This is a genomic window from Lactobacillus helsingborgensis (genome assembly GCF_000970855.1).
Taxonomy (GTDB): domain Bacteria; phylum Bacillota; class Bacilli; order Lactobacillales; family Lactobacillaceae; genus Lactobacillus; species Lactobacillus helsingborgensis.
This window is the reverse complement of the sequence record NZ_KQ034046.1, coordinates 937,773-963,922: the sequence shown is the minus strand read 5'-3', so window position 1 is coordinate 963,922 and position 26,150 is coordinate 937,773. Positions and strand designations below refer to the sequence as shown.

The window sequence follows — 26,150 nt, the reverse complement described above, 5'->3', positions numbered from 1 at the left end:
ATTATAACTGAAATCTTGTCTTTTGAATGTTAAAATCATTATAGGTATTTGATAATGACAGATTTTTTAAGTAAAATTAACCAATTAGATGATGAACTAGAACTAGAACCTGTTCATCAGCAAGTAAGGGAAGTAAACGAAATAGTTTCTTGTATAAAGCAAAAAAAGGTTTTGCCAAGAGCTCCTGAAAAGCTGGGCTTTTTGCCTGACTTTGCAGAAGAAATATGTATTAATCTTCCCGCTAAGAAAATTAAGCAGTTTCAGACCGTTAACCAGCTTATTAATAATTTAAGAGAATTTCTAGCAAGAGAATTTGGTATTTGGTCAGTGCCTAACTTAACTACTGCGGAATTGATCAAAAACAAGTTAAATGTTAAAACCAGTTTAGAGATTATGGCAGGTAATGCCTATTGGAGCAAAGCTTTAGCGGAGGTTGGTGTTGAAATGACCGCTACCGATAATTTTGAATGGTCGAAGACCTCTAAAACTGGCACAAATTCTTTTATTAGAGTACAAAATTTGAATGCGGAAAAAGCTCTAAGCGTAATAAACAATGTCGATTTAATTATTTGTTCCTGGGCACCAAACTTTGGTCAACATGATGAAAAACTAGTTTTAAATTGGCGTAACAAGAATTTTACCAACCATCTACTTTTTGTTGGCGAAAAAAATGGCGCCACGAATTCTCCAATTTTTTGGCGAAATGAACATTTTGTTCATTCAAAAGAAATGATGCAGATTAACAGATCTTTTGCTAGTTTTGATTTTATTGAAGAGCACATTTTTGAGATAGCACATGAAAATTAAAAAAATTATTTTAGTAATCGTTATATTTTTATCACTTTTAGGTATTGGCAGCATGCTGTCCAATGTTCAATCAAGAGAGGCTGATCAACTTCTTGAGGCTTATGGACTTAGTAATAATACCCGTTATATCAATGTAAAAAGCAACCAAAATGTTGGTTCATTTATCACGTATTTACAAAAAAATTACCCTAAAAATAAGATTCAGGTTCATTTGGCAAGTAAATCTAAGGATAATCAAACTTTAGTGTGGTCTAACCATGAAGTAGTAACTTTACCCACTGAATCTGGCAGATATTTTACGGCCGATGATTTTAAAGGTAGAGTCTCATTTGCTGTTTTGGGTTTAAATGCTAAGGTGCCAACCTTGAAAGTTCAGGATAATCAATATGTTCACCTTAATCAAACTTATTATTCTGTTATCGGTATCTTAAAGCATTACCGGCAAATGAAGCAGAATGGTTATTATTTAACCACCGGTCCTAAGCAGCCAACTGGAAAATTCAAACTAAAAAATTACATCATAATAGTCGACAGTTCAAGTAAAACCATACGTCAAATAGCGAAGCATTATCATGCTAAAGTGAAGACACCACTATTTGTAAAAAATCATCAAATTCATCAATTTTCATTTTTACGCGAAATAGCTCTGATAGCTGTCTTTTTAATTATCGCTTTTTTAAGTAATTTGCTTTTAGCCTATATGGATTGGCAAACTGTGAAGCAAACCCATTTAAACGGCGCTCTGCTGCGCAACTGGCTGATAAATCATGGCATTAGAATACTATTGATTGAACTGGCTGTTACTTTTGGTGCGTATTTCTTTTTAAGTTGGCGGACATTTATTTCAAACAAGCAACATTTAATTTGGCTTCTTGCATTAAGCTGGCTTATCATTGCTGCAGCATATAGTTTCTGCGTCATACACCAATTAAGAAAGGATCAAAAAAATGATCAAGCTGCCTGACGACTTTGTCAGAAAATATCAAAAACTATTAGGAAAGGATGAAGCAAACAAACTCTTTACTGCAATAAAATCTCAGCCTTCCAAAAAAGGCTATCGTATTAATTCACTTAAAGAAAATAAACAAGTATCTTATAATACCCAATCTCATATTCCAGTAATTCCCAATGCTTTTTACGGTGAAATTAGCGGTCATGATCCTGAATGGATTAGTGGCACAGTATATTCGCAAGATCCCTCAGCAATGTTTCCAAGTTACATTATTAATGCCAAACCGGGCGAACGAGTGCTTGATCTTTGCGCAGCTCCTGGTGGGAAAAGCACTGCAATTGCCGAGCAACTGCAAAGTAGAGGGTTGTTAGTAGCAAATGAAATTTCACCTAGTCGAGCTAAAGTATTGCGTGAAAACCTTGAACGCTGGGGTGTTACCAACGCTTTAATTACTAATGACAAACCCGAAAATTTAACCCGTCAATTTCCCCGTTTTTTTGATAAAATTTTAGTTGATGCTCCTTGTAGTGGGGAGGGAATGTTCCGTAAAGATCAGCAGGCGATAGAGTACTGGTCGCAAGACTATGTCATGAAATGTCAAGAAAGGCAAAAAAAGATTTTAACAGCGGCAGTTAAGATGTTAAAGCCGGAAGGAACATTGGTTTATTCAACTTGTACCTTTTCACCAGAAGAAAATGAAGAAATAATATCATGGCTAAGCCAAAAGTTTGAGCTTGAAATTTTACCAATTGAACTCGGTACTAATCAAGTAGCTAAAGGGCAACCTAATTGGGCTGACCACAACAAGAAATTAGCTAACACACTGAGATTTTGGCCAACTGCTGCGATAGGTGAGGGACAATTTGTCGCAAAACTAAAATTACCAGCAAAACCAGAGATGAGCATGACTGGTTCAAGAAAGGAGAACAAGAAAAGAAAAAGACGTTTAGCTAATATTGCGCCCAATAAAGCAGAAATTAAATTAATTGCCGCTATTTTGGATCAATTTAATTTACCTTCCGCATTATTAAATTGGCGGTCTGATTGCCTAATCAGAAACAATCACGTTTTTATACCGGCGCAAGATACTACAGGCTTACATGTAAGAATTCTCGCTAATGGGACAGAATTGGGCTTGCTTAAAAAGAATCGGTTTGAACCAGGGCATCAGTTAGCCATGGTATTAGCGGCGCAAAAACAAACTAGAATAATCAATCTTACTGCCAATTCCTACACTAGCTATTTACATGGAGAAGCAATCAAAGTGAACACCGATCTAAAAGGGTTTGTGTTAGTCAGTTACCATAACTTTATATTGGGTTTTGGTAAGGTTGCTAATCAGGTTTTAAAAAACTATTATCCTAAAGGATTAAGATTTTAAAGGAAAGACTATTATTTATAATGATTAAATTAATTGCGACAGATATGGATGGTACTTGGTTAAACGACCAAAAAAAATACGATGAAGATTTATTCTTGCGTGAATTTAAGATCATGACAGAAAAAAATATCAAGTTTGTGGTTGCAAGTGGCAATCAATTTGAAAACTTGTATTTACGTTTTCCTCACGTAGCAAATAAGATATATTATATTGCCGATAATGGCGCTTTGGTGGCTAAAGGCAGACAGGTCATTCACGTTAATTCACTTTCTCATTCAGATCTCCAGACAATTTTACAAATTACGCAGCAATACGATGAAAAAGCAACTGTTTCTGGTTTAGCTAGTGCTTATACATTAAGAAAAAACGGACCAGACTTTGCGCGAGAATTAAAGAAATACTATGAAAAATTATTATTAGTTGATGATTTTGATAATTTAAATGATCAGATTTTCAAAGTAACTTTCGATGTTTCTGCGGAGAAAATGCCGCACCTGCTTGACGAATTGAAGCGAAAATACCCTCAAATCGGTTTTGTTTCTGGTTCTGCTACTTCAATTGATATGTCAACTAAAGGAATGAATAAGGCTGAAGGATTAAAATATCTCGGTAGTAAATATAAAATTAATCCGCGAGAAATGGTTGCTTTTGGCGATAGTGGCAATGACGTGGGCATGTTAAAATATGTTGGCAATAGTTATGCGACAGGCACGGCTCTGCCAATTGCCAAGAGGGCAGCTAGCCATGTTATTGGTTCAAGTAACGACAGCGCTGTCCAAAAAGAAATCTGGCACATGTTAAATTAATAGTTTAAATAAAAATAATCCCAAAAGTTATTACACTTTTGGGATTATTTTTTATATTTGTTCAATAATATTTTTTAGCTCTAAATCATAATATTTAGGAATATTGCTCAAATCGCTTAAACTGTGTTGTCCGTATATTGCCAGTAAACCAGCCAGTTCTTGTTGCCAATTTACTATTGTTTTTTGCAAATATTCCTCATCGTGATTAAGCAGCGTTTGCAAAAATTGGTTGGAAATCCCCACATACTTGCCGCCTAAACAGAGTCCTTTAAAAACATCAAGTGGATTGCGTACACCACCAGAAACTATAAATTCAACTTGCTGTTTTGCTGCCGCTAGAGCTGAAACAACAGTGGGCAAGCCGATATCATTTAGATATGACAAATCCTTAGGATTGCGGGCATTTTCAATTTGAGCAAAATTTGTACCACCGCTACCAGCAACATCAAAGAGCTTAAAGCCTGCCTTTTTTAACGTGCAAATAGTTTTGGGATCTAAGCCGAAGCCCACTTCTTTGATAATAATGGGGACTGTTATTTTCTGGCGTAAATCTTTTAAATTATCCAGCCAATAAAAATTGCGTTCTCCCTCTGGCATAGCAATTTCTTGCACTGCGTTAAGGTGAACTTGTAAAGCATCTGCATTTAATTCGGTAATAATCTTTTGTGCCTGTTCTGGCAAAGTTTTGCCATTAATATTAGCAATTAAAACGCCATCAGGGTTTTCTTCACGAGCAATTAGAAAACTGTCTAGCTGCTCAGGTTCTTTATTTAGGATACTTGCAGAGCCTAGTGCTAGGGCAATATTGGTTCTGCGGGCAACTTGACCCAAAGCTTTGTTAACAATATAAGATTTAGCAGAGCCACCAGTCATTGCGTTGATGAAGAAGGGGGCAGCAACTTTTTTGCCAAACATCGTTGTTTTAATTGTAGCTAAATCGACTTCAGTTTCAGGTAAGGCTGGTCTAATGACATGGACTTGGTCAAAGCTATTCATTTTTTCTTTTTGATAAAACTTTTGTGCCAGCTGCAAATGTTCTTCTTTACGCTTAGATCGGATTGTCATATTTTTTCCTTTATTTTATTTTGCTAATCTAATTTGGTGTACGTGGAAGTCAAGAGGCATAATGCCGTTTTGCCGCCATTTTTCTTCCAGAAAATCAGTATCAGTATGTTCATCGGCAATCACAATACCGCAGTCACCATTACCAGCACCGGAAGTTTTAGCTGCGCCACCAAACGATTCGGCGATGTTAATTAATTTGGATAATCGGGGAATTTCAATTGCAATTTGATTAATTTGAGCAAAATGTTGCAGTAGTTTACGGTTAACTCGAATCTGCTTTTTGATTAAACGAATATCGTGGCGTTCAAAGCCGGCAATCATTTTCAAAACACATAGGCGGGAAAGCTTGAGAAACTCTTGATACTCGCCGTTTAAAGCAGCTTTATTAGCATTAGTTTCGTCTACTAATCGAGAAGTAGAAGCTGGCTTTTGGCTCCAGCCGATCATCAGTTTTAATTCGGCAGGCGGCGTCAAAAGTTGAATCTTTAATCCGGGCCAAGCCTCATTGACGACTTCTGATAGAGATTTTTGGGCTAATTCGTTACTTAACCAATTTTTGTCAAAAGTTTGATATGCAATCCAGCCGCCATAGACGCTGGCAGCAATGTCGCCTGCTGAACCGTTACCTTGAACAGAATAGTGCGAAATAGCTGAAAGCTTATAAACTAACTCGTTACTAAACGGAACATTGTAAAAGCGTAGAATGGCTTTAACTGTGGCTACGGTTACCGCAGCACTTGAACCTAAACCATACTTTTTGCCATCAGAGGAATCAAGATCGGAATTGATGTATAAATCGTAAACTTGCATTTTTACTTTTTGTTCCAAGCAAAAATGTTCTGTGTAAGAAATCGCAGCAAGGATGTATTCAAATGGATTATCCCGGTTGTCAATAACCATTTTAGCTCCCCGCCTAACCCAATGTATAGAACTTTGGGAATATTGTTTTGAATGAATTAAACCGGTGGTAGATTTTGACTTAATAATTGAAACACGGATAAATTGGTTAACTGCGACTAAGATAGCGGGACAATCTTGTTCTAAAACCGCATATTCGCCGGCAATATATAATTTTCCGGGTGCTTGTTCTGTTATCAAAAGAAATAAATCTCCTAATCAATTAATTTACATTAATTAGTTCAGGTATGAGATACCTGGACCGAAACTTGCATTTATTATCTTAACATTCTCGAATTCTGTTACAAACTTATTAGTAATATCTTTTACATTTTTTAATTGACTTAAGATTTTTATATTAGGTCCAGCATCAATTGTAAAATAACATTCTATACCGTTTTGACGTAATTCTGATACCATTTTGATTGCCTTGATAGTTGCTGGCTCGAAGTAGGTAAACGAAGGTCGTGCGGTTAAGTTAACGGCGTGCATCTCAGTCGCATTTAATTCAGCTAGATTACCAATTGCCGTGAAATCCTGAGCTTTAACAGCAGAAATCATTTGCTCTAATTCCTGCTGATTACGCAGCAGCCAGGGTTGAAAAAAAGGCGAGCTTTGTGCCATTTTCATCCCAGCAGTTGATGATATTCTTTTTTGCTTGGTATTTAATTCGACGGCCAGCAGCTGTAAATCTATTTGGGGATTTTCATCCAAGGCATAGGCATACGAAGACTTATCATCTGTGCCTTTTTGCCATACAGAAAAGCCGCCATAAATTGATCTGCAGGCTGATCCTGAACCTAAACGCGCTATACGAGAAAGTTCAATTGGAGTTAGTTGAATATTATAATGAGCACAAAAAGCACCAGCTAAAGCCGCAAAAGCTGAACTGGAGGAAGCTAGACCAGCAGCAGTAGGAACATTATTGGTTGACTCAACTAAGAGGTGACCAGTTACGCCAAACCTCTGCTGTAAAACTTTTAAAAAGGAAAAGACTCTTTGAGCGCTTGCTCCTTTTTGCCTGATACCATTTAAAACAAAACAATCTTCGTCACTAGCAGAAATCTGAGTATCGGTATAAAACTGGTCAAGAGTCATTGACAAACTAGACATAAGAGGTAAGCGCAAATGCGAATCGGCCTTGCCCCAATATTTAATTAATGCAATATTTGTATGAGCACGAATTGTTTTAACCATATAACTATATTTCCTCAATCCAACTGTTAGCTATAATGTTTTGACACTTAGCAGCTATCTTTTGTGCAATTTCAGAGTTATGGCAAAGCGCAATCACTATTCCGCCCAATCCACTACCAGACAATTTAAAACCTAGGGCACCATTTGCCAGAGCAATTTTTTGTAATTGGTCGATTTTAGAGGTTGAAAGGCAAAAAGAATGCAAAATAGCCTGAGCCTGATTAAAGATAGTGCCAATTTGCGCTTGATCTTTTTTTAACCAGGCACTTTTGGCTTCATCAGCTAATTTACCCAGCTTAGCAATTTTGGCCGCAGCTTTTGGGTCAGTTGCAACTTGTTCATGTACCAAGCTGACAGCTTTTTTAGTGCTGCCTAATTCTCCTGTATCCATGATCAGTAAAGTAGAGTTTAATTTGGCCCTGAGCGCTGTAGGGCCTGCTTTTTTATTAAAGAAAACTAGATAATTCGAATTAACAGTGGCAGCATCTAAGCCAGAAGCCTTGCCATGATTAATCATTTCTGCATGATTGGTAATAGCAATAATCTCATTTTCACTCAGGTTGAGTTTAAAGTAATCATTCATAGCACGCGTAGTAGCCAAAGCAACTGTAGCACTAGAACCAAGCCCGCGTTCTATAGGTATTTCTCCGGTATACGTAATTTTAAGCGTTTCGGTGCTATTTGCTTTTTCCAGCATAGTTTTGACAACATATTTTAAGCCGTCATATTCAGATGGAGCCATAAAAAAAGAGCCTTGATAATGAGCTGTATCCATCCACATTTGTGTTGCAGGTTCAACCGTGGTTTTAATATGCAAAGACATAATTGGCATTGCCAATGCATTATAGCCATACACTACCGAGTGCTCTCCAATTAAAATTACTTTTCCATGTGCTAAAAAGCTTGTTTTCATTTTATTTAAGATCCTTAATGTATATAAAAAAATTTTGCTCCTATGATAAAATAATGACAAAGGAGAAGAGAAACGATGATCAAAATATTACTGGGTCGACAAACCGATCCGATACAGGATAAGGTTTTAACAGAAGCTGTGCAAAATTATCAAAATTATCCAGAACACGAAACTTTTGTCATCGTCCCTAACCACATTAAGTTTACCACAGAAGTTAGAGCAATAAATAAGCTTGCCATTAGTCAGGGGCATTCTGAACAATCTGTTAAAAATTTGCAAGTTTTATCTTTTTCCCGCTTAGCCTGGTTTTTTTTGAAGGATGCCGAAAAGGGCTTGCCAACCGAGCTTGATGAAGCTGCAGCTTCAATGCTGCTAGCCAAAATTATTGCGCAAAAAAAAGAACAGCTGCACCTTTTTCAAACCACTGATTTGAATCCCGGCTTAATTAAACAGCTATATGACACAATCTTACAAATTCGGGAGGGCAATTTAGACCTAAATGAAATTACTACCGAATCCCTAACGCTGGAAACTAAAAATAAAATCGCTGATCTCAAGATTATCTATGCTGATTTCATTGCCGCAATTGCCGGCAAGTTTTCTACCACTAACGAAGTTCAGCTGGAGTTAAATGAGTATTTAAATTCAGAAATTGACCTAAGTCAAACTGACTTTTATTTTAGCGACTTTTCTCATTTTTCTTTACAGGAATGTCTCACAGTAAAATTATTAATGACAAAAGCGCACAGCGTGACACTGGCGTTTAAGACTGAACAAGGTGAAATTGAGCCAAAAGCGCAACCAGGTGATTATGATTATGTTATTCAAAATACCATTAACAAGCTAATATGCTATATTAAAAGCAAAAATTTAGAATATCAAGTCAGCTCAACAAATGCTGATCATAAACCTTCAAAAAGAGAACTGCTTAACGAATTTTGGACGGGGGAAATTGACAGACTGGAAAACAGCGATCAAGTCCAACTTGTCCGCGCTGATAATCGCTATGCAGAAGCTTATTATGTTGCCCATACGATATACCAGCAGGTAACTTTAGGGCATTATCGTTATAGCGACTTTTTGGTGTTAGCTCCAAATCTGCACGAATATGAAACTTATTTAACTCCTATTTTGCGCCAAAATGAGATTCCATTTTTTAACGACTTGCAACAGGAAATGAAGTACCATCCAATAGTTGTATTAATAGAAAATATCGCCCAGCTTTTGACCAGACCATTGCAGACAAATAATATGTTGGCAATTATGAAAACCCGTCTTATCATTCCCAAGTGGTATCAAGATGAAGCCTCTTACCTTTATGATGTCGACCAGCTGGAAAATTTTGTGCTTGCACATGGCATAAACCATAATCTTTGGCGCAAAGACTTTACTAAATATATGGCTGCAGAAGTTATCGGCTTAGATAAAATTCCAGATGAAGTAGGTAAAATAAACAGGCTCAAGGATTACTTTGTTAAACAAATTTCTCATCTTTTTACAAATTTAAAGGCTGAAAAGGATACTCAAAAAGCTATTACTATCTTTTTTAACTTTTTACTAAAAAATGGTGTTAATACTGTTCTGGAAAAGTGGCGTACTAGTGCACAGAATAAAGGTAATTTGCAAGAAGCCCGTCAATCTGAACAAGTTTGGGATTTATTAATCAACTTACTGCATGATTATCTTTTAATTAATCCGACTGATTTTGAAACGGCAAGTTTTTTTAACGTTCTAATCAACGGCTTTAAAGAAGCTACTTTTTCCCAAATTCCTGCCACTTTGGATGCTGTCAATTTGTCAGAAATGGGAATTGTGCAAGTTAGTGGCTATAAACAAGTTTTTGTTATGGGTGCTACAGTCAATGGACTACCCCAAATTCAAAATACACCGGGTTTTCTGAGCACAGAAAATCTGACTGAACTGAAAAATGATTTTGGTGAAGATTCATATATTGAAGATCGGCAACAACTAAGTAATTTGGACCAAAATTATCAGTTTGGCAACTGCATGGCACTAGCACATGACAAATTTTATTTGAGCTATTCCATTGCCAATGATGAAGCAGCAACAGTGCAACCTTCAATTTATTATGAACGTTTAAAAAACGCTGGTGCTCCTGAATATAACCAACATAATTTACCGGAAAATTTGGGAGAATTGCTGAGTTTTATTACCAATCCGCAAGCAAGCTTGGGTTACTTGAGCTATCTTAATAGGACTAATAAAGAGCTTGATGTTGACAATATTTTAAAATTAACTAAGAAATACCTGCCCCAAAGAACGGATAAGGTAATAGCTGCCAGCCAGTTTATTAACGAACCGGAAGATATTGGTCCTAAATTAGCGCAACAATTGTATGGGGAAAACTTAGATTCTTCTGTTTCGCAACTTGAAACTTTTTATGAAAATTCCTACGAATATTTTCTTACCTACGGATTGCGACTTCATAAAAGATTCGAAAATGAATTGGATGTAATTCAAGCTGGAAATTATTTTCATGAGACTTTTGACCGGTTAGTCAAAGAATTAAACCAGCAAAGCCTTAATTTAAAAGACATTGATGAAGTTAAGTTACAGCAATTGCTTGACCTGGCCCGCAGTGAAATGAAAAGTGAACCAAAGTACCAGCAGTTATTGAATGATCCCTTCAATGAGTTTCTTTTTAAGTGCCTTGATCATAGTACTAGTAATGTGGCTCATAACTGGCACAAGGCAGTTCAAAAAACGCCGCTAAAAGCTAAATATTCAGAATTAAGTTTTGGCAATACAGAAAAAGTCCAAGGCCTGCAACTAAAAGTACCTAATATTTCAGGGGATCATTATGTTAATTTGAGAGGGAAAATGGACCGCGTTGATTTAGCCAAAATTCCCGATCAAAATGAAATTATGGCACAGGTAGTCGACTATAAGTCCTCCGCCAAGAAATTTAATCTGGGGCTTTTTTACCATGGCATTTCGCTACAAATGGTTTCGTATTTGGACGTATTGGCCCGCAATCAAAAGTTTTTCACTCAATCAGAAATGCCGTTATCACTTTTAGGTGCTTTTTATCAAACTGTCACTAGGCAAATGGAACGAATTAATGGCACGAAAATATATAATAAAAAATTGGAGCTTAACAAGGCTTATCTTGACGGCCAATACCGCCTTAAATACACCGGCTTAATCAATGACGACCAGCTATTGTTGCTTGAGGCTGAACCGGAATTAAAGGAACCTGGTACTAGTTCCAGCCTTTATACAGGAGTTAAAAGCAAAAAGAAGGACGGTTCGCTTTCTTTCAGCGGAAGTGCTTTTAAGGATGATGAACTGAAATTGCTGCTCAAATATGACGAAGAACTAATTAAAGATGCATCTAGCCAAATCTTGTCGGGTCAAATAAAGCTCAATCCCTACAAGTACGGTAATGGCATTAGCGCACTCACATATTCCGATTTTCGTGATATCTTCTTTTTCGATGCCATGTTGAAAGAAAATAGGTACCACCAAATTGGCAGTATGGATAAACCAGAATTAATCAAAAAAATCACAGAACGGTTACAGGAGGACGACTAAACATGGCAAAAAATACTACTGAGCCCCCATTTACTGATATTCAAAAAAAAGCGATTGCAGATGACAACCGAGATATTTTAGTGTCTGCGTCTGCCGGCAGTGGTAAAACTACTGTTTTAGTGTACCGCTTGTTAAGAGCAATATTGAACGGCACCAGTATTGACCAGCTTTTGGTTGTTACTTTCACCAAGGCAGCCGCCGCAGAAATGAAAAAGCGCATTAAAGATTTGCTTTTAGTAGAATACCACAATGGCAACACCAAGGTTAATTTCCGCCAGCAACTAAATCTAATTGATTCGGCCAACATTTCTACTGTTGACGCATTCTGTTTAGACGTGATCCATCGGTTCTATTACGTTGTCGGCATTGATCCCAGTTTCAGCGTTTTAACAGATGACACTCAGGCGGAATTAATGCGAGAGCGGGCATTAAAAGAAGTCGAAAGTGAGTTTTTAACAGAAAAAGATACCGGTTTTATTGCTTTTTATGACAATTTCGCTGGCGACAGGGATGCCCAAACACCTCAAAATCTATTATTAGATTTATATAATTACGCCATGGCCAAGCCCGATTACCGTGAGTGGCTTAAGCAATTGCCTCAAAAATATCAAATTGACCAAAGCGTAGTGACATCAGCTATTTGGCAAAAAGAAGTCAAGCCGTATTTGATTACGCTATTTGATGATTTAAAAGATGAGATAGACCAAGTACTGCAAAGCGCGATCATGAATACTAAAGAATTTAGCAAAGTAAAAGAAGCCTTTACTTTGTTTAATGAGTGCTTAGCCTGTTATTTAGATAGTCTTAAACATAACGCTGCTTATGATGATCAGAGAGCAAAATTGCGTGCTTGTATTTTTAAAAAAAATATACGTAGGTCCAGTAAATGGGATGAGGATCTCGTTGCTTTTTATGAAGAATGCGTTAATTTAAAAAACGAAGCAGGAGATCAAATTTTTACGACATTTACTTCATTCTATGCTACTGATGAAAAAGAACAAATTAATCTCTTGCAAAAGGGCTCTCAGATAATGGCGGCAATTACAAAAGCTGAATTGGCTTTAATCGACCGTTTTGAAGAACTAAAAAGAGCACAGAATTTACTTGATTTTAGTGATATGGAACAGTTAGCGTATCGCATATTGAGTCAAGATACTTCTGCTTCGGCAATGGCCCGCAAATTTTATCAAGATAAATTTAGCGAGATTTTAGTTGATGAATATCAAGATATTAATCCCTTACAAGAAAAGATCTTGCAATTAATTAAAAAAGACGGTCATAACAACATGTTTATGGTGGGGGATGTTAAGCAATCAATTTATGGCTTCAGGCAGGCTGAACCAAGCTTGTTTTTACATAAATATCAAGAAGCTGCCCGTCAAGAAAATGCTGCAAAAGAGGAACGAATTCTTTTATCCGATAATTTCCGCTCGACTAAACCCGTTATTAATTTTGTTAATAAGGTTTTTGCCAACATTTTGACCCCTGATTTTGGTGGTATAGACTATGCTAAAGAAGGGCAATTAAAGTATGGTTCCAAGAACCAGCCTGAAAATTTGGCGGACGCCACTGAAATACTTCTTCATGATAAAAGTAAAGAGACTGATAAGACTCAAAATGAGAATGAGGAAGACATTGATTCAGCAGAAATCGCAATGGTCATTAACCGCATTAAACAATTTAAAAAAGAAAACTTGCTAGTTTATGATCAACATTCTCAGGAACCAAACAAACTCCGGCCTTTTAAATATAGCGATATTGTGATCTTAACCAGGAGCCGGAGCAATAATCTTGAAATTATGCAGGAGTTTGCTAAAAATAATATTCCCATCATGGTTACGGATGCTAAAAACTATTTTCAAACATTGGAATTAACTATTATTTTAAATTACCTGCGGATTATTGATAATCCTGATCAAGATATACCGTTGGTAGCAGTTTTAAGGTCGCCTCTTTTTAACTTTAAAGAACCTGATTTAAGCCGGATTAGAATCCATACGCCAAATGCCAGTTTTTATAGTGCGTTGACAGCTTACGTTGCAGTCGATGATCAACTAAGTCAAAGAATAAAGGACTTTTTAAATCAACTGGAAGAATTGCGCCAATTTGCGACAACACATAGAATTTCTGAATTGGTGTGGAGTATTTATGAAAAAACCAGTCTTTTGGAAATTATGACATCTTTGCCAAATGGCAAGCAACGCAGAATTAATCTCGAAGCTTTGTATGAAAGAGCGGCTTCTTATGAGAGCGCCGGCTTTAAAGGCCTATATCAATTTATCAATTTCATTGAGCGCATGAGACGCAGCCAAAAAGATTTAGCCCAACCCTTATTAACCAAAGAAGCTGGTAATTCCATCCGTCTCATGACAGTTCACGGCTCTAAAGGGCTGGAATTTCCGATTGTTTTTTATCTTGGACTAGAACACCGGTTTCAGCTGCGTGACTTAAGCAATAATTATATTATCAGCTCTGATTCAGTTGGTTTAACTATTAGATGTAAGCATTATCGTGCCGATACTTTAATTAAAGCATTTGATAACGTCGCCAAAAGAAGGCAGCTTCTAGAAGAAGAAGCACGGATTTTGTATGTAGGAATGACCCGTGCAAGGCAAAAACTAATTTTAGTAGCGGATATCAATGATTTGCAGAAAACATTGCAAAAATGGCAAAACCAACTTTCTCTTAATAGTAAGCTAAATTCTACAAACCCAATGGATCTAATTGGGCCGTCTATTAAATTTGACGAATTGATCGCACAAAAAATTTCTGATATTAATTTTGCTTCTGAAACTGGTCAGGATTTGTTATACATTGACTATCAAGATGAAACAATAAATGTTGTAGAAACTCAGGTTCAAGAACAAGCAGATACAGAAAACTCCTATTTACTATCAAGAATTAAAGATTTGTATGGGCTTGATTATCCCTTTAAGGATGCAAGTAAAACAACAGCCTACCAATCAGTTTCTGAAATAAAAAAGGCTTTTAATGATCCACTTGACAATGAACTTGAAAATGCCCACTTACTCTCATCAACAAATAGGTATTTGCAACCGATTGATACCAAGCCTAATTTTTTATTCAAAACTAAGTTTACTGGTGCCGAAATTGGTACCGCCATGCACTTAATTTTGCAATATTATGACTATCACGGTCAGGGAAAGCCGCAGCAGGTTGAAGAAGAAGTTCAGCAACTAGTTAAGCAAAACAAATTGAACAGTAATCTAGTTTCAAGTCTTGACCTGAACCAAATTAATTGGTTTGTTCACAGTGATTTTGCTGCCAAGTTTTGGCAACAACCGCAAAATTTAAAACGTGAAATTGAATTTTCCAGTTTATTGCCTGCTAGTATTCTTTTTGAGCATTTTGACGATCCAAATGCTAAAATTTTAATTCACGGAACAATTGATGGTTACTTTATTGAAAAAGATGGCATAATATTATTCGACTATAAAACTGACCACATTGATCCTACACATTTAGATCTGGCAATCAAAAATATTAAGCAGAAATACCGGGGACAATTGCGCCTTTATGAAAGGGCATTGAATTCCTTTGCTGATGCCAAAGTTAAAAGTAAATATTTGATTTTATTAGATGCTCAAAAAGTTGTAGAAGTGAAATAGATGAAAGGAGGGCCAAGTTAAAAAATGAAGTCATTTGCCAATACTGTTTTTGCTGTAGTAGATTTGGAAACTACCGGGACACAGCGTGAAGACAACAATCATATTATTCAGTTTGGTTGTGCCATAATAAAAAATCTAAAAGTTGTAAAAACGTATTCTTTTTTAATTAATCCTCACCGTGAAATACCTATAGCTGTTCAAAACTTAACGCACATACATGATAAAGATGTTGCTCATCAGAAGGATTTTTCATATTATGCTCCTCAAATTATTAAGATTCTCAAAGATACAGTTTTTGTGGCTCATAACGTCAACTTTGATTTGCCTTTCTTAAATTATGAATTGGTAGAGCATGGCTACGAGCCTCTTACTAACCGGGCAATTGATACGGTGGAGCTGGCTAAAATAGCTTTTCCCACCGAACCATCCTATAAATTGAGTGACTTGACTGCCCAATTACAGATTGAACATTTAAATCCACACAAGGCTGATTCTGATGCTTACGGAACTGCTGTGCTGCTAATAAAAATCATTCGGCGCTTGGAAAAATTACCGCAAGCAACTCTTAACACACTTAGTTCATTAGCACACGGGTTAATTCGTGATACGTCATGGATTTTTACCACGATCGCTGATGACGCTCGCAAAGAAAAGCGTCCTTTACCTGCCAAATATCAGCAGGTACGTCAAATAATTTTAAGAAAACAAAAAAGCGTAGCTAATAATGAGCAAGAGCATTCAGCTACTTTTCCTCAAAGTGATCAGGCAAAAAGAAAGCTTTTTAAAAAGAAAATTAATTATAGGCAGCCTCAAGTTGATCTGATTAACCGGATTGAGCAATTCATTAATACTTCTGACCAAAAAGCTTTGCTGGTTGAAGCACCAAACGGTACCGGAAAGACATTTTCATATTTATGCGCATATTCTTATCAGCTTTATACCAGTAGAAAATTAGTAATTGCCACACCGACTAAAGTTTTGCAAAGACAAATTATTAATAAAGAGATACCTCAGTTATTAAATGTGACTAACTTGGATTTAAAAGCAGAAGAAGTTAAGGCCAGCAATCATTATCTTGATTTAGATGGTTTTTATCAAAGTTTATACCAAGATACACCAAATAAATTAACTCTGGTTTTGCAGATGCGAATTTTGGTTTGGTTAACTGAAACGAATACGGGTGATTTGGATGAATTGCAGTTAACTAATTATCGAGCACCTTTGTTTGCGCAAATAGCTCATCCGGGGGATGCTCGTGTCGGGAGCAGTTTTGCGAAAGTGGACTTTTGGAATTTGGCAAGGCAACGTCAAGAGCAAGCTGATATTCTAGTAACCAATCACGCATTTTTAGCTAACCATTATAATGACACTATTTGGGGACAAAATCCCTATTTGGTGATTGACGAAGCACATCGCTTTGTAGACAATGTTATTAGTTCGCGCAATGATTCTTTTCAATTTGAATCCCTATGGGGAGCGCTAACTCATTTGCGTAATTTGCTTTTCTACGCTGATGACAGTGTGTTTAACCAATATGGCAATGATGTCCAATTTAATTTTTTACTGGAAAAATTAGACCCCCAAATATTAGATTTAATTAAAGTAATCAATCATTTGCAACATTTGTTATGCTCTAAAAAGAAAAAAGCCGTCAGTCAAAGTGTTTTGTCTAATGGCAACTTACTTCTCAGCTTTAAAGGCACAGATTTATTTCCGAAAAATAATCAATTTTTAGTAAAACTAGCTGAGTTGCAGCGCAAATTAGAAAATGTCAGGCAGCAAACTAACCAGATCTTATTTAAACTTTATAATGAAACTGATAGTTCTAATATTGATCGGGATGCTATTTTGAGTGATATTTCTGCCCAAATAGATCAGTTAGACTACTACATTACTAAAAGCTATCAATTATCAGATTTATTGCGGAAAAGGACTTATCTTGATCTTGAAGGATTTATAGTTTCTTTAACCAATCCCCAAGATCCATTGAGTGCCAACTTAAGCTGGTTAATGCTCGATGCTACTCCAGAATTACGTAAAATATATGATCGTTTCGATCATATTCTGTTTGTTAGTGCAACTCTGACTAGTGAAAATGGGTTTGATTTTATTGTTAAGCAACTGGGTTTGACAGACCTGACACCACAAGAATATGTCGGCACGAGCACCTTTAAACTCGCTGATCATCTGGAAGTTTTATCCGTTAATGATTTGCCTGATGTTAACGAACCGGCTTTTGCAAAAATTTTAATTCAAATTCTAGAGCATGACTTGCAAACCAAAAATCATGTTTTAGTTTTAATGACTAATTTGGAGTTAATAAAGAATGTCTATAGTGCAATCATTAACTCACCGCATTTACGAGATTTTGAAATTTTAGCTCAAGGCGTTTCCGGCTCAAATAACCGTATTATCAAAAGATTTGCTATAGTAAAAAAAGCTATTATCCTTGGAGCAGACAGTTTTTGGGAAGGGATTGATTTCCATGAATGTGGTGTTGATCTCGTAATAGCAACTAAATTGCCGTTTGAATCACCAGATTTACCAGAAGTTAAATTGCGCCAAAAGCAACTTGTTGATAGCGGCGTTGATGTTTTTCATTCCGACACTATGCCGCGAGCAATTATTCGTTTCAAGCAGGGAATGGGCAGATTAATTCGCGGTGAACAGGATAGAGGGCAGTTTTTAATCTTAGATTCGCGGCTTTGGACTAAAGATTATGGGCAAGTCTTTTTAGCTGCTATCCCTGTTAAAGTCAAAAGAATAAATTTAAACGAATTGGAAGAAAAGTTAGATAACTATGATAAATGATGATACAAAACAAACCGTTAAGTTTTTAACCTACATTTTAATATTGATAGTATTTTTATACTTTGCTTTCATTATAATTTTTTATAAAGCTGGAAATCCCGAAAGAACACAAACACGTGAACTTAATAGAATTGCTTTACAAAAAACGCCAATTAAGTATACTGAAAAAAACTACCACTTAGACCGCGGTATAAATAGCTACGCACTTAAAGGTCTAGATAAGAAGCGTAAAACTTTTTATTTTATTTATCTTCCAGGCTCCAAAAAAGCTTACTTATATCCGGCAAATAAAGGTGTGAACGAAGAAGTGATTCGTCATAAATACGAATCTAAAAGGCCAAATGAGAAAATTACCGAAGTTAACTTAGGCTGGTATCAAGGAAAAGCTGTTTGGGAAGTCAGTTCTAAAAACTTAGCAGGTGAATATCACTACCAACTATATGAATTTAAAAATGGAAAATTAGTGGGTTAAGTCGCTAAATCGATAAAACTTTGGTATTATTAATTTGATATGATAAGGAAAGTGGAATAAAAGTTTATGACAGAATTAATTTCAATTGAAGATTGCCGCAAACACGTTGATGAAGAAGTCCAAATGCATGTTTGGCTTACTGACAAGCGTTCAAGTGGTAAAATTGTGTTCTTGCAATTACGTGATGGTACTGCATTTTTTCAGGGTGTAGTGCGTAAAAATGCGGTTTCTAATGAAGTTTTTGAAATTGCAAAATCGTTACATCAGGAAGCCAGTTTTTACATAACCGGTACTGTTCACCAAGATGAACGTTCCCATTTTGGTTATGAAATTCAAATCTCAGATCTAAAGCTTATTACCAATAATGAAGGCTACCCAATTGGCAACAAGGAACACGGAATTGACTTTTTACTTGACCACCGCCATTTATGGTTAAGAAGCAAACGTCCTTTTGCAATTATGCGGATTAGAAACACAATTTTTAAGGCGACTGTTGACTTTTTTGAAAAAGAAGGCTTTATAAAGTTTGATGCCCCTATCTTCATGCATTCTGCTCCAGAAGGAACCACAGAATTATTCCATACAGAGTATTTTGGTGGTGACGCCTACCTCTCACAATCTGGACAACTTTATGGTGAAGTAGGAGCCGCCGCATTCGGTAAAATTTTTACCTTTGGTCCAACTTTCAGAGCTGAAGAATCTAAAACAAGACGGCACTTGACGGAATTTTGGATGATGGAACCTGAAATGGCTTGGATGCATCAAGATGAATCTCTTGATCTGCAAGAACGGTTTTTATCCTACGTTACTGGTCAAGTTCTACAAAATTGTCAATATGAATTAGAAATATTGGGACGCGATCCTAAAAAATTAGAGCCTGCTGCCCAAGGAAACTATACTCGTTTGTCTTACGACGATGCAGTAAAAATGTTGCAGGATGACGGACGTGACTTCAAGTGGGGCGACGACTTTGGCGCACCTGATGAAGCCTTTATCTCAGAAAAATTTGACCGTCCTTTCTTCATTGTTAACTACCCAACTGCAATTAAGCCATTTTACATGAAGAAAAACCCTGATAATCCAAAAGAATATCTCTGTGCAGATGTTTTAGCTCCAGAAGGATACGGCGAAATTATGGGCGGTTCTGAAAGAGAAAGCGACTACGATACCATACTTAAACAGATAGAAGAAGCTGGCTTAAACAAAGAAGATTACGGTTGGTATCTAGACTTGCGTAAGTATGGCAGTGTTCCTCATTCTGGTTTCGGAATGGGCTTTGAACGGGTGATTGCCTGGATCTGTAAATTAGACCACGTCCGCGAAGCTATTCCATTTCCAAGAATGATTAATCGCTTGCAACCTTAATTCAAAGTTAATAAAACAGTTAAAAGTTGAACTAAAGTTAATTTAGTTCAACTTTTTTAAAGGAGAATTTATCATGCAGTACAATGATTACCGCGCTTTAGGTACGACTACTTTTTCAAATGGCCTGCTTGCATATTATCCGCAACTTAAAATCGATGATGCTGAGATGATTGTCATTATTCAGCTGGAAATGTTTGCTCAAAAGGGGAATTTTTTCCCAACTGATGAGCAACTGGCAGCAAATACTAATTTATCAGTTTCCGAAATTACGGCTCTAGTTCAGAAGCTAATTGAACAGAATTTTCTTAGTATTGATCAAATTTCCGACAAAAGTGGCAAGATTGGCAATAAGTACAATTTAGACCAATTGTATAACCAGTTAGACTTGCTGCTGGAAGATAAAATTAAATCAGGTAATAAAAAAGCCGGCAATAATAGCTCTACTTCCAGTGTTGATAATAGTCCACTAACACAATTAGTGCGTCAATTTGAAATTGAATTTGGACGTTATTTAAGTCCAATTGAACGTGAAGAAATTGCATTTTGGCTAAACGTTGATCATCATGATCCGGTACTTATCAAAATGGCTTTGAGAGAAGCAGTTCTAGCACAAGCATATAGCTTAAAATACGTTGATCGCGTTCTGCTTAATTGGCAAAGACATAATTTAAAAACAAGTAGTGAAGTGCAAAAATTTTTAAGAAGGAATCACTAATGACGCAAGAAAAAATTTTAACTACAAAAGAAGCACGAAAAGTTTTGGAATGTATTAACCACATGTATCCGGATGCCAAGGGTGAATTAGTTTGGGATAATAATTTTCACTTGCTGTGTGCCGTGTTAATGAGCGCGCAAACTACTGATAAAATGGTTAATAAAGTAATGCCCAAATTTATGGCAGACTATCCTGAACCTAAAGATTTAGCTCAAGCGACTATTGCTGCAATTGAGAAGCATATTTCACAGATCGGGTTGTACCATTCGAAAGCAAAGCATTTAAAAGCTACTGCCGAAATCTTAGTAACAAAATACCATAGCCAAATCCCTCAAGATAAAGATGAATTAATTTCTTTGCCAGGAGTAGGAGAGAAAACGGCTAACGTGGTTTTAGCTGAAGGCTTTGGCATTCCAGCTATTGCAGTTGATACTCATGTGTCTCGTATTTCCAAACGTTTTCATATTGTACCTCAAGATGCTAAGCCGCTGCAGGTTGAAAAAAGACTGGAGGAAATTCTTCCTCGCGATGAATGGATTCATACTCATCATGCGATGATTTTATTTGGACGTTATTCTATGACAGCCCGCGATAAAAACGATCCTTATTCATATTTAAAGTGTAAATAATATTAATTGTTAGAAAATAATGGTATAATGTTATGAAAAATATAATATTATTTTAAGCAAATACAATTTGCTTGAGGGGTAAACTTGATGAATAAGTGGCACATAACTAACGTAGTTCTAACAATCCTTTTCATAATCACAGCAATATTTCTCTGGCTACGTCCTTATGACGGAACTGGCGCTGTTAATACCATGAATGTTAAATTAGTTTCCTTAGCTGTTTTAATTGTCTTCTTTATATTTATTCTTTTAGTAGAACTATTAGTTTATTTGATAGTAAGAAAATAAAAAAGAAACGTCGGAATTTTTCGACGTTTCTTTTTTACTCAGTGATGATGGCTACCTTCGCCATTAGATGAATTTGAATTGTCACCACCTGGTTTATTAGGCTTTTGCTCATTTTCGGTGGAATTGCCAGAATTAGAATCATTTTGATTATTATTCTGACCAGAATCCTCGGAGTTACTTTCATTTCCGTTAGTAGACTGTTGATTTTCCTTCTTACTTTTAGACTTTCTTTGGTTTTTATTTGATTGTCTAGCGGTACCATTTTGCTCATTTCGAGTTGAATTATTTTCTTGGGTATTTGTAGTCGATGAAGAATTATTATTATCGGCTTTTTCATCATCTTCATCATAATCACTACTGTCATCAACAATACCAATAGGAGAGTGACCCCGCACGAACAATTGCCAGTCGCCAGTTGATGATACTTCAGGCGGATTGGAATTGCGAGCAATTCTAGCTCTGATGACAGAATCAGGTTTTTGCCAGTCAACATTTTCTTTATTTCTCATTAAATAAGACATCATATTCTTATAAAACAATTGAGCAGATTGTTGACCGATACCAGAAATTGTACCGTCCTTTAAGTTATCATAACCAGTCCAAACGCCTATTGAATAGCTTTGAGTGTAACCAACAAACCATGAATCTTTCGGAGTTGACCTGTAATTAGGGTAACGGGCTAATTCTTCTTCAGAATATTTAACAGAACCGGTTTTACCAGCTTGGTGCAATCCTTTAATTTGCGCATTCTTTCCAGAACCGTTCTTTATGACACCTTTAAGCATATCTGTAATCATATAGGCTGTGGCTTTACTCATTACTCGAATTCCTTCGGAATCGTAATTTCTTGTTAAACCATCTGGCGTTTCAATTTTCGAAACAAATTGCGGCTTATGGTAGACGCCCATTGTAGAGAAAGCACTGAATGCACCTGCCATTTGTAGACTGGAAGCATTAGCACCGATAGCAACAGAAAGACCAGAGTCTTTAGGAATATTAATATCCATTTTGCCGGCAAATTTAGCTGCGCGCTTAATACCGACATCCCTCAAAGTTTTAACTGCCGGAACATTACGTGATTGTTCCAAGGCGTGTCTCATAGTCATGACGCCATCATATTTATTGTCCCAGTCATATAACTGAATATTAGTGCCCGGATAGACATATTTGCTGTCGTCCAGCATTTTAGCAGTAGACCAATTAAGATATTCAATTGCGGGGCCATAATCTAACACAGGCTTGATTGATGATCCCGTTGAGCGCGAAGTTTGTACGGCACGATCCAAACCTAACTGAACTGAAGAAGGCAAGTGTCTACCACCTAAGATCGCAATTACGTGACCATTGCTTGGGTCAATTACTGACGCACCAATTTGCATTTTATCATTAGTGAAAGGAATAGTACCATTGTTAGCCAATTCGTAAAGTTTTTTCTGCGCTTTTTGATCCATATTAATAGTAATTTTTAAATTATCACGAAACGGATCAAAACCTTTGGCCCTGACTTCAGCAATTGCTTCCTTAACATAAGGATCATTAATTTTACGTAAATTCGATTGTTTACGCTTGTTATGAGGTTTTAACCCCTTTTTTACGCTTTCTTTAACTGCCTGATCGTATTGCTCCTGAGTAATCTTTTTGTTGTTTAACATTGCCTTTAAGACTATGTCCCGGCGATACTTGGCATATTGCGGATAAGTATAAGGATTATAAACGGTTGGTCTATTAGGCATTCCCGCTAACATTGCTGTTTGCGCCAAGTCTAAATCGCCAATTTTTTTACCATAATAGAAATTAGCAGCCGTACCAATACCAGTATTGCCGTAATTCATATAAACCTTGTTAATATAAAACTCTAAGATTTCATCATGACTGTATTCACGTTGTACCCTCATAGCCAGCCAAGCTTCCTGTGCCTTGCGCCGCAGGGTACGCTGTGATGCGGAAGTTGAAAATTTGGTCAGCTTAACGAGTTGTTGCGTAATAGTCGAACCACCAGCAGAAATACTTTTACTTTTAGCATTAGTAAGCATTGAGCCAACAATACGGATAGGGTCGATACCCAAGTTATCCCTATAAAAGCGCTTGTCTTCAACTGAAACAATAGCATCTTTCAACAACTGTAAGTCTTTGCTGTCTTTAACATAAAGCCTTTTTTCAGTCCCAAGCGACATGATAAATTTGCCATTAGTATTATAAATACCTGATGAACCACCACTTTCTAAATCAGCTCTACTGATATTAGGAGCATCTTTTGCATAGAAAGCAAAGAGCCCGACACCAGCAATTAATAGGAGAAAAATTCCTAAAAAAGCCCATTTGAGTATTCTGCGCCATAATGGTTTAGGTAAATTCTGGCGATAATTCTTCCGTGATTCACGACCATTATTCGAGTTAAAGTTTTTATTCGTCATCTTTCATTTTCCTATCCGAGATAAAGTGATCTACAGCTTGCAAATAGGGAAGGGTTGGTTGAAAGCCGCTCTTAATCTCTATTGACCATTCCTCAACTTCTTTTAATGTTAATGAGCTCTTATCTTTTGTCCACCAGGCTTTGATAATTGCACTTGCCGGAGTAACAAAATAGCGATTTAAGCTCGTAAATCCAATTATTGTAAAGCAAATTCCTTTTTGCTTCAAGCATTCTGCTAAATGGACTATTTGATGTTCATGAAAGTTTTTTAAAGGAAAGTTGGTCTTATTCTTAGTTTCTTTAGCCTCAAAATCTAGATAGTAGCCATTATAAACACCATTATAATCAGTCGTTGATTCTTGACGAAAGTAAGCTTCTTTGATCACTGCCCGTGACCTTTTAGGATAATCAACTTTCACAATTTGAACTGGCGTCGGCTTTTTGTGTACTACAGCTATTTCTTTAACACGGTAATACTTATTAGATTCATTAATCATTTGCTCAAGGTTCATTCCTCGATCAGAAAAATTAATATTCTTATGTTTTCTTTTTTGACGTTTACTTTGAGACTTATAATCTGTTTTGCGAAAAGCAGCTGAGCTGCCGGTTGGATATTTGACCATCAATCTCACTCCTGCTAGCATTATAGCAATAAAGAAAAAGTTTTTGAACAAGGAGCCATTTGTTTCATTATGCAAAGACTATGGATTACTGGATACCGCAATTACGAATTAAATACATATAGTGATAAAGATCCTAAAATTAAAATCATTAAATTAGTTTTAAAAAAGCATATGATTAACTTGCTGGAAAATGGTCAGCTTGATTGGATAATTACTGGGGCAAATTTGGGAGTTGAGCAGTGGGCAAGTGAAGTTGCTATTGAATTACGTGAAAAATTTCCTGTGCGTGTTTCTATCATCATTCCCTATGAAGAATTTGCCAGCAGATGGAATGAGAACAATCAAGAAAAGTTTTTGGCCTTAAAAAGTCAAGTTGATTTCTTTGCCTCAACTTCCAAAGAACCGTATCATAGTCCAGTGCAACTACGAAATTATCAAAACTTCATGTTAATGCATACAGACGGTGCCCTAATGATATATGATACGGAAAATCCTGGTAAACCTAAGTTTGACTATAATTTAATCAGAGATTATCAAAAAACGACAGATTATCCCCTCGAATTAATTGATTTTTATGATCTGCAAGATGAAGCTGAAGAATATCAAGCAAATCAAGAAGACAAATTCGATGAATAAAAAATAACTTTGTTTAAAAGTTAACATTTTAGTTTTAAGCGAGATTAGTTTTTGCTAGAATAAGGGGGATTGGAAAAGGAGTTGTATATTATCATGGCAGATTTAAATGATATTCAACTATCCACGAAGGATATATTAAAAAAACAATTTAGAACCAAAGTTAAAGGTTTAGACCCAGATGAAGTAGACGCTTTTTTGGATAAAGTGATCGCTGATTACGATACCTTTGAACAAATAATTGAAGATCTTTATGGTCAAATTGGTAAACTTCAGGGTGAACTGATGGAAGACCAACATAAAGAAAACTCCCTTCAGAATCAAAGAACCAGAACAGAAAATCTTTCTTCCACTTCTGAAAATGTACGCACATATACACCTAGTCAGCAGCGAGCAAGTCAAAACTTCGGTTCAATGAATGAAGAAAATTCTCAAGCTGAAAATTCCACTAACATGGCTATTATTCAGAGAATTTCTACACTTGAGCGTAAAGTTTATAACCTTGAACAACGAGTTTATGGGTTACAAAAAGAATAAGCTTTGTTATAATTTTTAATGGTGCAAATTTTGAGCAGTCGCGGTTTGACATGTAAATGATCAAGCTGAGGAAAGTCCACGCACGCACAAGCTGCGATGCTTGTAGTGATCGTATTTAGCCCAATAAGCTAAAGAATCTACAATTTTGAGCAGAAATAACAAATTTAACAGCTTAAAAAATTTAGATTACGGCGAAAAAAATGCTAAGTCCTACTAAGGATATGCATGAATATTCTGAAAAGTGCCACAGTGACGAAGCAAAGATGGAAACATTTTTGGTGGAACGAGGTAAACCCTGCGAGCGTGCAACCCAAACTTGGTGGGGGCGTTTCAATCTAAGAAATTGAACTAAAGATTGGATTGTTATTATTTAACAAAGATAGATGGCTGCTAAAGGTGTTTATGCCGCAAATACCTGAACAGAACGTGGCTTATAGAAATTTGCATTGGCAGCGTTGAGCT

20 protein-coding genes and 1 other RNA gene are annotated in these 26,150 nt (G+C 36.3%); 15 read left to right on the top strand and 6 right to left on the bottom strand.

All coding sequences use genetic code 11. The features are described from left to right. Positions 1-54: 54 nt before the first annotated feature. From JF73_RS04450 to JF73_RS04435, 4 genes are read left to right on the top strand one after another with little or no spacing between them, the layout of a single operon-like run. The gene (locus tag JF73_RS04450; protein ID WP_046327137.1) at positions 55-807 is read left to right on the top strand and encodes a hypothetical protein; all 753 of its coding nucleotides are present in this window, start codon (positions 55-57) and stop codon (positions 805-807) included. After that, the gene (locus JF73_RS04445) at positions 797-1,771 is read left to right on the top strand and encodes a hypothetical protein (protein WP_046327136.1); all 975 of its coding nucleotides are present in this window, start codon (positions 797-799) and stop codon (positions 1,769-1,771) included. The genes JF73_RS04450 and JF73_RS04445 overlap by 11 nt, the downstream gene beginning before the upstream one ends. Further along, a complete protein-coding gene (locus JF73_RS04440; RefSeq protein WP_046327135.1) occupies positions 1,755-3,140 on the top strand; it encodes an RsmB/NOP family class I SAM-dependent RNA methyltransferase in 1,386 nt (461 codons plus the stop codon). The genes JF73_RS04445 and JF73_RS04440 overlap by 17 nt, the downstream gene beginning before the upstream one ends. A 20-nt stretch (positions 3,141-3,160) precedes the next feature. Then, the gene (locus JF73_RS04435; RefSeq protein WP_046327134.1) at positions 3,161-3,946 is read left to right on the top strand and encodes a Cof-type HAD-IIB family hydrolase; all 786 of its coding nucleotides are present in this window, start codon (positions 3,161-3,163) and stop codon (positions 3,944-3,946) included. Positions 3,947-3,997: 51 nt separating this feature from the next. Here the strand turns inward: JF73_RS04435 and fni are convergent, their stop codons facing one another. Genes fni through mvk form a run of 4 tightly spaced genes read right to left on the bottom strand, consistent with a single transcriptional unit; the run spans position 3,998 to position 8,018 of the window. Further along, positions 3,998-5,011 carry a type 2 isopentenyl-diphosphate Delta-isomerase gene (fni, locus tag JF73_RS04430; RefSeq protein WP_046327133.1) on the bottom strand — a complete coding sequence of 338 codons (1,014 nt, stop codon included), beginning with the start codon at positions 5,009-5,011 and terminating at the stop codon, positions 3,998-4,000. Positions 5,012-5,026: 15 nt separating this feature from the next. Further along, entirely contained in the window at positions 5,027-6,109 is a 1,083-nt protein-coding gene (locus JF73_RS04425) for a phosphomevalonate kinase (RefSeq protein WP_046327132.1), read from the bottom strand. 36 nt (positions 6,110-6,145) lie between these two features. Next, positions 6,146-7,105 carry a diphosphomevalonate decarboxylase gene (gene mvaD / locus JF73_RS04420; RefSeq protein WP_046327131.1) on the bottom strand — a complete coding sequence of 320 codons (960 nt, stop codon included), beginning with the start codon at positions 7,103-7,105 and terminating at the stop codon, positions 6,146-6,148. 4 nt (positions 7,106-7,109) lie between these two features. Continuing rightward, a complete protein-coding gene (gene mvk, locus JF73_RS04415) occupies positions 7,110-8,018 on the bottom strand; it encodes a mevalonate kinase (RefSeq protein WP_046327130.1) in 909 nt (302 codons plus the stop codon). Positions 8,019-8,093: 75 nt separating this feature from the next. Between mvk and JF73_RS04410 the strand changes: the two genes are divergently transcribed. The 8 genes from JF73_RS04410 to JF73_RS04375 all read left to right on the top strand — a co-directional run bounded on the left by JF73_RS04410 (position 8,094) and on the right by JF73_RS04375 (position 21,482). Then, on the top strand, positions 8,094-11,573 hold the full coding sequence (locus tag JF73_RS04410) for a PD-(D/E)XK nuclease family protein (RefSeq protein ID WP_046327129.1): 3,480 nt from the start codon (positions 8,094-8,096) through the stop codon (positions 11,571-11,573). 2 nt (positions 11,574-11,575) lie between these two features. Further along, positions 11,576-15,202, top strand: coding sequence for a helicase-exonuclease AddAB subunit AddA (gene addA / locus JF73_RS04405; protein WP_046327128.1), 3,627 nt, complete (start codon positions 11,576-11,578; stop codon positions 15,200-15,202). Positions 15,203-15,226: 24 nt separating this feature from the next. Further along, complete coding sequence (locus JF73_RS04400; RefSeq protein WP_046327127.1) at positions 15,227-18,013, top strand: helicase C-terminal domain-containing protein; 2,787 nt, start codon at positions 15,227-15,229, stop codon at positions 18,011-18,013. Beyond that, positions 18,003-18,485: a hypothetical protein gene (locus tag JF73_RS04395; RefSeq protein ID WP_046327126.1), complete on the top strand. Its 483-nt coding sequence runs from the start codon at positions 18,003-18,005 to the stop codon at positions 18,483-18,485. The genes JF73_RS04400 and JF73_RS04395 overlap by 11 nt, the downstream gene beginning before the upstream one ends. A gap of 66 nt (positions 18,486-18,551) precedes the next feature. Then, positions 18,552-19,850 (top strand): asparagine--tRNA ligase, encoded by a 1,299-nt coding sequence (asnS, locus tag JF73_RS04390; protein ID WP_046327125.1) that lies wholly within the window; start codon positions 18,552-18,554, stop codon positions 19,848-19,850. A 73-nt stretch (positions 19,851-19,923) separates the two neighbouring features. Continuing rightward, on the top strand, positions 19,924-20,565 hold the full coding sequence (locus JF73_RS04385) for a DnaD domain protein (RefSeq protein WP_046327124.1): 642 nt from the start codon (positions 19,924-19,926) through the stop codon (positions 20,563-20,565). Next, the gene (nth, locus tag JF73_RS04380) at positions 20,565-21,194 is read left to right on the top strand and encodes an endonuclease III (protein ID WP_046327123.1); all 630 of its coding nucleotides are present in this window, start codon (positions 20,565-20,567) and stop codon (positions 21,192-21,194) included. The genes JF73_RS04385 and nth overlap by 1 nt, the downstream gene beginning before the upstream one ends. Before the next feature lie 87 nt (positions 21,195-21,281). Further along, complete coding sequence (locus JF73_RS04375; protein ID WP_038522621.1) at positions 21,282-21,482, top strand: DUF3923 family protein; 201 nt, start codon at positions 21,282-21,284, stop codon at positions 21,480-21,482. Between the two features lie 38 nt (positions 21,483-21,520). Here JF73_RS04375 and JF73_RS04370 read toward each other — a convergent pair whose 3' ends face one another. Together JF73_RS04370 and recU are read right to left on the bottom strand one after the other, a co-directional pair. Then, positions 21,521-23,896: a transglycosylase domain-containing protein gene (locus JF73_RS04370; protein WP_084608690.1), complete on the bottom strand. Its 2,376-nt coding sequence runs from the start codon at positions 23,894-23,896 to the stop codon at positions 21,521-21,523. Next, entirely contained in the window at positions 23,886-24,518 is a 633-nt protein-coding gene (gene recU, locus JF73_RS04365) for a Holliday junction resolvase RecU (RefSeq protein WP_038522619.1), read from the bottom strand. Before recU ends, JF73_RS04370 begins: the two co-directional genes overlap by 11 nt. A 69-nt stretch (positions 24,519-24,587) precedes the next feature. Between recU and JF73_RS04360 the strand changes: the two genes are divergently transcribed. The 3 genes from JF73_RS04360 (at position 24,588) to rnpB (ending at position 26,127) form a co-directional block, all read left to right on the top strand. After that, positions 24,588-25,154 (top strand): SLOG family protein, encoded by a 567-nt coding sequence (locus JF73_RS04360; protein ID WP_046327122.1) that lies wholly within the window; start codon positions 24,588-24,590, stop codon positions 25,152-25,154. Positions 25,155-25,247: 93 nt separating this feature from the next. After that, the gene (locus JF73_RS04355; RefSeq protein WP_046327121.1) at positions 25,248-25,688 is read left to right on the top strand and encodes a cell division regulator GpsB; all 441 of its coding nucleotides are present in this window, start codon (positions 25,248-25,250) and stop codon (positions 25,686-25,688) included. A gap of 26 nt (positions 25,689-25,714) precedes the next feature. Then, positions 25,715-26,127: RNase P RNA component class B (gene rnpB / locus JF73_RS09420), an RNA gene on the top strand. Positions 26,128-26,150 lie beyond the last annotated feature (23 nt).

Bases quoted from the DNA above. Each gene is read 5' to 3' on its own strand.
- JF73_RS04450 (WP_046327137.1), top strand. From the start codon at position 55: ATGACAGATTTTTTAAGTAAAATTAACCAATTAGATGATGAACTAGAA.
- JF73_RS04445 (WP_046327136.1), top strand. From the start codon at position 797: ATGAAAATTAAAAAAATTATTTTAGTAATCGTTATATTTTTATCACTT.
- JF73_RS04440 (WP_046327135.1), top strand. From the start codon at position 1,755: ATGATCAAGCTGCCTGACGACTTTGTCAGAAAATATCAAAAACTATTA.
- JF73_RS04435 (WP_046327134.1), top strand. From the start codon at position 3,161: ATGATTAAATTAATTGCGACAGATATGGATGGTACTTGGTTAAACGAC.
- fni (WP_046327133.1), bottom strand. From the start codon at position 5,011: ATGACAATCCGATCTAAGCGTAAAGAAGAACATTTGCAGCTGGCACAA.
- mvaD (WP_046327131.1), bottom strand. From the start codon at position 7,105: ATGGTTAAAACAATTCGTGCTCATACAAATATTGCATTAATTAAATAT.
- mvk (WP_046327130.1), bottom strand. From the start codon at position 8,018: ATGAAAACAAGCTTTTTAGCACATGGAAAAGTAATTTTAATTGGAGAG.
- JF73_RS04410 (WP_046327129.1), top strand. From the start codon at position 8,094: ATGATCAAAATATTACTGGGTCGACAAACCGATCCGATACAGGATAAG.
- addA (WP_046327128.1), top strand. From the start codon at position 11,576: ATGGCAAAAAATACTACTGAGCCCCCATTTACTGATATTCAAAAAAAA.
- JF73_RS04400 (WP_046327127.1), top strand. From the start codon at position 15,227: ATGAAGTCATTTGCCAATACTGTTTTTGCTGTAGTAGATTTGGAAACT.
- JF73_RS04395 (WP_046327126.1), top strand. From the start codon at position 18,003: ATGATAAATGATGATACAAAACAAACCGTTAAGTTTTTAACCTACATT.
- asnS (WP_046327125.1), top strand. From the start codon at position 18,552: ATGACAGAATTAATTTCAATTGAAGATTGCCGCAAACACGTTGATGAA.
- JF73_RS04385 (WP_046327124.1), top strand. From the start codon at position 19,924: ATGCAGTACAATGATTACCGCGCTTTAGGTACGACTACTTTTTCAAAT.
- nth (WP_046327123.1), top strand. From the start codon at position 20,565: ATGACGCAAGAAAAAATTTTAACTACAAAAGAAGCACGAAAAGTTTTG.
- JF73_RS04375 (WP_038522621.1), top strand. From the start codon at position 21,282: ATGAATAAGTGGCACATAACTAACGTAGTTCTAACAATCCTTTTCATA.
- JF73_RS04370 (WP_084608690.1), bottom strand. From the start codon at position 23,896: ATGACGAATAAAAACTTTAACTCGAATAATGGTCGTGAATCACGGAAG.
- recU (WP_038522619.1), bottom strand. From the start codon at position 24,518: ATGGTCAAATATCCAACCGGCAGCTCAGCTGCTTTTCGCAAAACAGAT.
- JF73_RS04360 (WP_046327122.1), top strand. From the start codon at position 24,588: ATGCAAAGACTATGGATTACTGGATACCGCAATTACGAATTAAATACA.
- JF73_RS04355 (WP_046327121.1), top strand. From the start codon at position 25,248: ATGGCAGATTTAAATGATATTCAACTATCCACGAAGGATATATTAAAA.